Genomic DNA, 6617 nt, shown 5'->3' on the forward strand with positions numbered 1-6617 from the left:
GCACGGTCAAGGGCATCACCGCCGAGATCGGCGCGTCCGTCTCCTCCGGCGCCGTCATCTGCGAAATCAAGGACTGAACTCCCCGCGGCTCAGCCTGTCCCGGGCGCGGTGGCCCCCTGCGGGCCGCCGCCCGGGCCCCGGACCCGTCCTACCGATCACCGGCCACCGGCCGGGCCCCTGGAGACCTCATGAGCACCGAGACAGCCGGATCCGTCACCGTCGCCACTGCCTTCCCCCGTCCGGCCGGTCCGCCGGAACCGGGCGAGCAGAACCGCTGCCCCGTGGTCCCGGACGTCCACGTCCGGGACGTCGTGCTCGATGCCGGCGGGGTCCCGCTGTCGGGCCTGATCGCCACTCCGCCGCCGGGGGTTGCGCCGCGCGCCACCGTCGTCGCCGTCCACGGCGGCGGCATGCGCGCCGGCTACTTCGACGCCCGCGTGCACCCCGGGCAGTCCCTGCTTACGCTCGCGGCGGGCATCGGCTTCACGGCCGTCGCGATCGACCGCCCCGGCTACGGCCTGTCCGCCGGCCGCTTCCCGGTGGGCGCCACGCCGGCCGAGCAGTCGGAGCTGCTGCACGCCGCGCTCTCCCTTTACGCGCGTCACCACGACACCGGCGCGGGCGTGTTCCTGCTCGCGCACTCCTACGGAGGCAAGCTCGCCCTGCACGCGCTGGCGGACGACCGCGGCGCGGCGTTCCTGGGAGCGGACATCTCCGGGATCAGCCACCGCTACGCCGTCGACGTCCGGGATCCGCAGGCCTTCCACAGCCGCAGGACCTGGAGCCGGCACTGGGGGCGCCTCGACCTCTACCCGCCGGGCGCCTTCCGCGCGGCCAAGCGCCTGGTGACGCCGATGCCGCTGCGCGAGGCCGCCGAGGCGCTGCGCTGGGGCGAGGAGTTCCCCGGTCTGGCCGCGCGGGTGCGTGTTCCGGTGCGCTTCACCTTCGCTGAGCACGAGGGCTGGTGGCGCCATGACGAGGAGACGATCGCCTCTATGCGTACGGCCTTCCCGGCCGGAGCGCGGCTCCTGTTCGACCGTCAGCCCGCCGCCGGGCACAACATCAGCCTCGGCTGGGCCGCTCGCTCCTATCACCTGCGTGCCCTGGCGTTCTTCGAGGACTGCCTGCTGCCGCGCACGGACTGACGACGCCTTCAGCGGGTCTGTACCACAAAGGGAGATCAAGATAGGTTAGCCTCACCTAAGTTTGCTGGGAGGGGTAGTCCCATGACGCCGAGCACCGTGGCCCCGTCGCCGCCCGTCGCACCCTCGTCGCCCACGGGCCGCGTATGGGTGCGCCTCACCGGACTCTCGGGGGTGCTGGCCTCGCTCGCCTGGCTCGCCGGGGACATCCTCCTGCTGGGCAAACCCATGGGGACCGCCGATCAGTACCCGCTGCTGGCCTCGTACAGCGGTACGGCACGCGACTCGCTGGCGGCCATGCTGCCCGCCTCCACGACGCGGCTGGCCTGGGGAGCGCTGCTCGGCGTCCTCACCGGTCCGCTCTACTTGGTGGCGTGCCGGCAGCTGCGGCAGGGCCTGCGCCCCGCCCCGCGCCGGTGGTCCCTGCCGCCCTACGTGCTGCTGACCGCGGGCTTCGCGCTGGCCCCGTTCGCCCACGGCTCCTTCTTCTCCTGGGGGCAGGCCGCCAAGGCGGTCCACGAGTCCGGCGTGCGGTCCGACGTCCTCACCGCGCTGCCCGGCGACATCGCCACGGTGCTGTTCATCCCGTACGCGGTGCTGCTGGGCTGCTGGGCGGCCGGGTCCGCGTGGATGGCCGCCTGCATCCTGCGCGGGGGGACGGCCTTCCCCCGGTGGATGTGCGTGGCGAACCCCCTGATCTGCATCCCCGTCGGCATGCTCCTGACCAAGGCGCTGCCGGGAGCCGCGGGGACCGCGGTGCAGGGCGCGGCGCTCAGTGTCGGGAACCTCCTGCTCTTCACCCTGTCGACCGCCGTCCTGTGGAAGCGCCGGGGGTGACCGGCGCCGAGGGCGGGGGAGGGTCGGCCACCGGGGCCTGTGCCCCGTTCCGGCACTCGGCCCTCTTCTTCAGGGCCTTGTTGAGCGCACCGAAGTCCGTGACGGCCGCGGCGACGCGCCGCCGCAGGAACGGCACCAGCAGGCCGGTGAACTTCTCGCTCTGCACGACGCGGGTGCCGCCCCCGTCCAGGTCCGTGAGGACGAAGCGGTGCTCACGGCTGAAGAGGCCGGGCAGCGCGGTCCGGCCGAGCCAGCGCAGTTCCTCGGCGGGTGCGGCGGCTTTGACCACCGGGCGGTAGGTCCTCGGCCGCCGGCCGCCGGGGCAGACCCTCAGCTTCAGCCGCCGGCCGGCGGCGGCCGTTCCCGAAGCCTGCCGGATGAAGGGATTCCACTCCTCGTAGCGCGCCAGGTCCGTCAGGACCTGCCAGACCCGCTCGGGGGTGGCGGCGATGTCGATCACGGTGGCTATCTCCCGCATCGGCGTCTTCCTCTCTGCGTGCCGCACGCATCTCCGCGCAGGCTCAGTATCAGCCGGAACGGGTCTGTCGGCCTGCGCGGAGGTGCGGGCCCCGACCCTCCCTCGGCCGTCCCGCATCTGGAGCAGCCGCTGTTACCGGCGGCGGCCACCGGGCACATCTGCAGCAGCCGGGCCCCACCGCACGGGGAATTCCCGGCGCCGGCGCGGACGTGCGGACGAGAGGGCGGACGGACGGATGATCACGATGGGGGTGGAGGAGGAGTACCTGCTCCTGGATCCCGTCACCGCACTGCCGGTGCCGCTGGCGGACGCGGTGCGCGCGGCGTCCGGCCTGCAGGCGATGACCGAGGCGCGGGAGGTCCAGTCCGAACTGCTGCAGGCTCAGTTGGAGGCAGCCACTCCGGTCTGTACCGGCCTGGCGGAGATCGGCGGGCACCTGCTGCGGCTGCGCCGGGCGATCGGCGCGGCCGCGCAGAAGGCGGGGTGCCGGCCCGTGGCCTGCGGCACCGCGCCGCTGGCGGGGGGCGCGCCGGTCCCGGTCACCGAGGGAGAGCGCTACCAGGCGGTCCACGCGCAGGCGGCGCGCCTGGCGGACGAGCAGCTCGTCAACGGCATGCACGTGCACGTGGGGGTGCCGGACCGGGCTTCGGCCGTGGGCGCGCTGAACCGGGTGCGGCCCTGGCTGCCGGTGCTGGTGGCCATGGGGGCGAACTCTCCGCTGTGGCGGGGGAGGGACACGGGGTTCGCCAGCTGGCGGACGGTGGTTTTCGGCCGCTGGCCGGTCAGCGGTCCGCCGCCCTGGTTCGAGGGGCCCGCCGACTACGACCGGCGCATCGGCGCCCTGCTCAAAGCGGGGGCGATCATGGACACGGGACAGCTCTACTGGCAGGCCCGGGTCTCCGATCGCTACCCCACGCTCGAAGTGCGCGCCCTGGACGTCCAGCTCACCGTCGAGGACGCGGTCCTCTTCGCCGGGATCGTCCGCGCCCTCGTGGCCACGGCCCTGCGCGAGGAGCGGGAGGACCGGCCTCTCGCGCCGTGCGCGCCGGAAATGCTGAACGCGGCCAACTGGCACGCCGCCCGGTACGGACTGCACCGCGGCCTCATCGACGTCCACGGCCGGCGCCGCGGCCCCGGTGAGGCCGTCGGTGACCTCCTGGCGCACATCGCCCCCGCCCTGGACGAGGCCGGGGACGCGCGCGAGGTCAACCGCCTGCTGAGGCTCTTCCTCGGCCGCGGCGCCCCGGCCGACCGCCAGCGCCGCGCCCTGGCCTCCGGCGGCTTGCCCGCCCTGATCGCCCTGGCGGCCACGGAGAGCCCGGACGGCCCGGAGGGTCCGGAGGCCCCGGGGAGTCCGGAACGCTAGTCGGCCCCTGCGTGTGTTGACTTCTCCATCACGCCGTGCCAAACAGGGATGACGTGTCCACGTCAGCCATTTCGTTCCTCACCCCCCCGGGGCCGGCCGGTGCCGCGCGCCCGACGGAAGGAGCACGGCGATGAGCAACCCGAACACTCCCGCGAAGTCTTCCCGCAGGCGCCTGGGGGCCGCCGCCTCCCTGGCCGCCGTACTGGCAGGAGCGGGTACCGTCCTGGGCGCCCCGCCCGCCGCGGCCGCCGAAGCCGTCACCGTCGCCTACACCTGCACCGGGCCCGGCGCCCCCAGCGGCGTCCAGTCCCTGCTGGTGACCGTGACCGCGCCCGCGACCCTGCCCCGGGGCGCGACCGCCGAGCTGTCCGTCGAGGTCACCACCGCCCTGAACGTCCCCGTCGACGTCCCGGCCCGGGCCGCGACGGGGGAGATGGCCTTCCGGCTGGGCGGTGCCGCGTCCGGGTCGGTGACGGCCGCCGGGTTCACCAACACCGCGGCGATACCCAGCGGTTCACCCGTCACGCTCACCGGCGGTGCCGCCTCGGCTCAGCTCGACACCGCCGGAGCGGCCACCTTCACTCCCGGTACGGCCACCGTGCACGTCTTCGGCGTCACCGTCACCTGCGAGGTCTCCGGGACCGCACCCGTGGCCGCCACCATCGACGTCACCTGACGGTCAGGTGCGCGCGAGGGCCGTCGCCCCGAACGAGACGTCGAAGCGGTCGCACCAGATGCTGACGCTGGTGTAGCGGTTCAGATCGGCATCGGCGGGCACGACGTAGTTCTGGTCGCCCTTGTTCCCCTTGAGCGAGCCCAGGCTGAGGTGCGCGCCGTCGTCGAAGAGGTGCCAGCCGTCCCGCCCGGGCTTCACGGGGGCGTCGCTGATCACGACCTTGAGGTCGGGGCCGTTGCTGGTGTCGAGGTTCTCCAGGCGCAGGATGCGCTTCCCGTCCGGCAGCTGGAGGATGCGCACCGACCCGCTGGTGCGGTGCTCGTGGCTGATCAGCTCACCGGTGGCCAGCGTGCGCACGCCGCCGGCGCCTCCCGGCCGCGCGGTGCCGGTGACGGCGGGGGACGACTCCCGCACGGTCTCGTCCAGCCACAGCTTCCACGGCTGGAACCACACCAGGCCCGCGGCCAGCGCGAGGGCTCCCACGATCAGCACTCCGATGACGGCCGGCTTGCGCAGCACCCGTCGTACACGTCCCATCTCTGCCTCCGAAAAGCCGGCGTGTTCTCTCCCTCCTTCCAACGCTTTCCGGCCGGTCCCGCTATCCGGAAAACCCATGACGAAAGTCTTACGTCGCCTGCCGGAAGTGGTTCGTTTGGTGGCACTGGGGTGGCTGAAAGATGGTGTTTCTGCTGATCTGTAAGGGTCCCGGAGGCCGCAGGCGGTAGGAGAACACCCATGGACATCGGCGACCTGACCGACGAGATCCTCCGCGATCTGCGGCGACCGCGTCCCTATCCGGCGGTGTCGCTGCTAGTGCCGACGACCCGGCGCGACCCCTTCAGCCCCGAGGATCCGGTCAGGCTGCGGAACACCGTCGCGGAGGCCAAGCGCCGGCTCGCCGAGGACGCCGGGGTCTCCCGCGCCGCCCGTACGGACGTCGAGTCGCACCTGGACGCCGCCGTCGCCGAAGTCGACCTGACGCACGCGAGCGACGGACTGCTCCTCCTCGTGGCCCCCGGCGAGCACCACGTCTGGTACGTGCCGCGCTCGGTGCCCCAGCGCGTGGTGATCGCCAAGACGTTCCTCACCCGCAACCTCGTGGCCGCCGTCCGCGTGGAGGAGCCCTACTGGGCCCTCGCCCTCTCCAAGAGCGAGGCCCGGCTGTGGGACGGAGCCGGGGAGACCCTCACCCAGTCCACCGGCAACGGCTTCCCCGTCCGCCCCGCCCTGCCCGACCACGAGGACGCCCTGCCGGGCCCGCACTACGGCATGCCCGTCCGGGAGGAAGGCCCCGCCGAACGCGAGCGGCAGTACCTGCGCTCGGTCGCCACCGCGCTCGCCCGCGTCCTCGAGCAGCACCCCCGCCCCCTGTACGTGGCGGGCCTGCGCGAGCTCGTTTCACACTTCAAGGAGATCCTCCCCGACCGCGGCGCGATCACCGCCGAGGTCGAGAGCGGTGGCGCCACCGGCAAGAGCGGCCACGATCTGCTGGAACTGCTGCGCCCGGCCTTCGCGGAACGCCGCCGGGCCCGCCGGGACGACGTGCTGCAGCGGCTGAGCAACGCGCGCGGCGCACGCCGCTACACCTCGGGTCTCGACGAGATCTGGCAGACGGTGCGGCAGGGCCGGGTGGCGCTCCTCGCCGTCGAGGACCACTACCAGGCGACCATCCGCACCGACGGCAACGGCGGGCATCCCCAGCTGGTGGAGTCTTCTACCGAGCCCCTGAGCGCGGACCCCTCCCTCCACGAGGACGTCGTGGACGAGATCGTGGAGAGCGCGCTCGACAGCGGCGCGGACGTCGAGTTCGTCCCCGACGACACGCTCGCCGGGGAGGACCGCCTCGCCGCGGTCCTGCGCTACTGAACCGCGGGCCGCTCCGGCCGGGGCCTGCGGGCATCCCGTGAGCTTCGGTGGCCGCCGAATTCCAGCGCGGAGACGTGCTCGCGGGTGGCCGGGCCCAAGAGCACCAGGGACGCGGCTTCGGAGACCTCCGCCGGCACTGCCCCGTCACCCGCCCCGCGCCCGGCCGCGGCGTCGAGGGCCCGGAGCAGCTTGCCCAGGCCCCGGTCGTGCCGGGTGAAGACGCGCTCACGCACGCAGCGTCCCCGCGCCCGC

General features: G+C 73.7%; 7 protein-coding genes and 1 pseudogene. 5 read left to right on the forward strand and 3 right to left on the reverse strand.

Features of this window, described 5'->3' with window-relative positions; genetic code table 11:
• Positions 1-188 precede the first annotated feature (188 nt).
• Entirely contained in the window at positions 189-1145 is a 957-nt protein-coding gene (locus ACSNOG_RS31265; RefSeq protein ID WP_436756080.1) for an alpha/beta hydrolase, read from the forward strand.
• Positions 1146-1226: 81 nt separating this feature from the next.
• Positions 1227-1979 carry a DUF6796 family protein gene (locus tag ACSNOG_RS31270; RefSeq protein WP_436756081.1) on the forward strand — a complete coding sequence of 251 codons (753 nt, stop codon included), beginning with the start codon at positions 1227-1229 and terminating at the stop codon, positions 1977-1979.
• Here the strand turns inward: ACSNOG_RS31270 and ACSNOG_RS31275 are convergent.
• On the reverse strand, positions 1939-2457 hold the full coding sequence (locus ACSNOG_RS31275) for an SRPBCC family protein (protein ID WP_436756082.1): 519 nt from the start codon (positions 2455-2457) through the stop codon (positions 1939-1941). The two genes, ACSNOG_RS31270 and ACSNOG_RS31275, sit on opposite strands and share 41 nt — an antisense overlap.
• A gap of 235 nt (positions 2458-2692) precedes the next feature.
• Between ACSNOG_RS31275 and ACSNOG_RS31280 the strand changes: the two genes are divergently transcribed.
• Both ACSNOG_RS31280 and ACSNOG_RS31285 read left to right on the forward strand, forming a co-directional pair.
• Positions 2693-3823: a carboxylate-amine ligase gene (locus tag ACSNOG_RS31280; protein ID WP_436756083.1), complete on the forward strand. Its 1131-nt coding sequence runs from the start codon at positions 2693-2695 to the stop codon at positions 3821-3823.
• A gap of 130 nt (positions 3824-3953) precedes the next feature.
• Positions 3954-4499: a hypothetical protein gene (locus ACSNOG_RS31285; protein WP_436756084.1), complete on the forward strand. Its 546-nt coding sequence runs from the start codon at positions 3954-3956 to the stop codon at positions 4497-4499.
• 3 nt (positions 4500-4502) lie between these two features.
• Here the strand turns inward: ACSNOG_RS31285 and ACSNOG_RS31290 are convergent, their stop codons facing one another.
• Positions 4503-5036: a DM13 domain-containing protein gene (locus ACSNOG_RS31290; protein WP_436756085.1), complete on the reverse strand. Its 534-nt coding sequence runs from the start codon at positions 5034-5036 to the stop codon at positions 4503-4505.
• Positions 5037-5234: 198 nt separating this feature from the next.
• On the opposite strand from ACSNOG_RS31290, the gene ACSNOG_RS31295 reads away from it, so the two are divergent.
• Positions 5235-6365, forward strand: a complete 1131-nt coding sequence (locus ACSNOG_RS31295; protein WP_436756086.1) for a hypothetical protein — start codon at positions 5235-5237, stop codon at positions 6363-6365.
• Here the strand turns inward: ACSNOG_RS31295 and ACSNOG_RS31300 are convergent.
• Positions 6359-6617 (reverse strand): annotated as a pseudogene (locus ACSNOG_RS31300) (hypothetical protein); the annotation flags it as partial. The gene ACSNOG_RS31295 and the pseudogene ACSNOG_RS31300 sit on opposite strands and share 7 nt — an antisense overlap.

Source organism: Streptomyces sp. URMC 124 (assembly GCF_051386455.1).
Classification (GTDB): domain Bacteria; phylum Actinomycetota; class Actinomycetes; order Streptomycetales; family Streptomycetaceae; genus Streptomyces.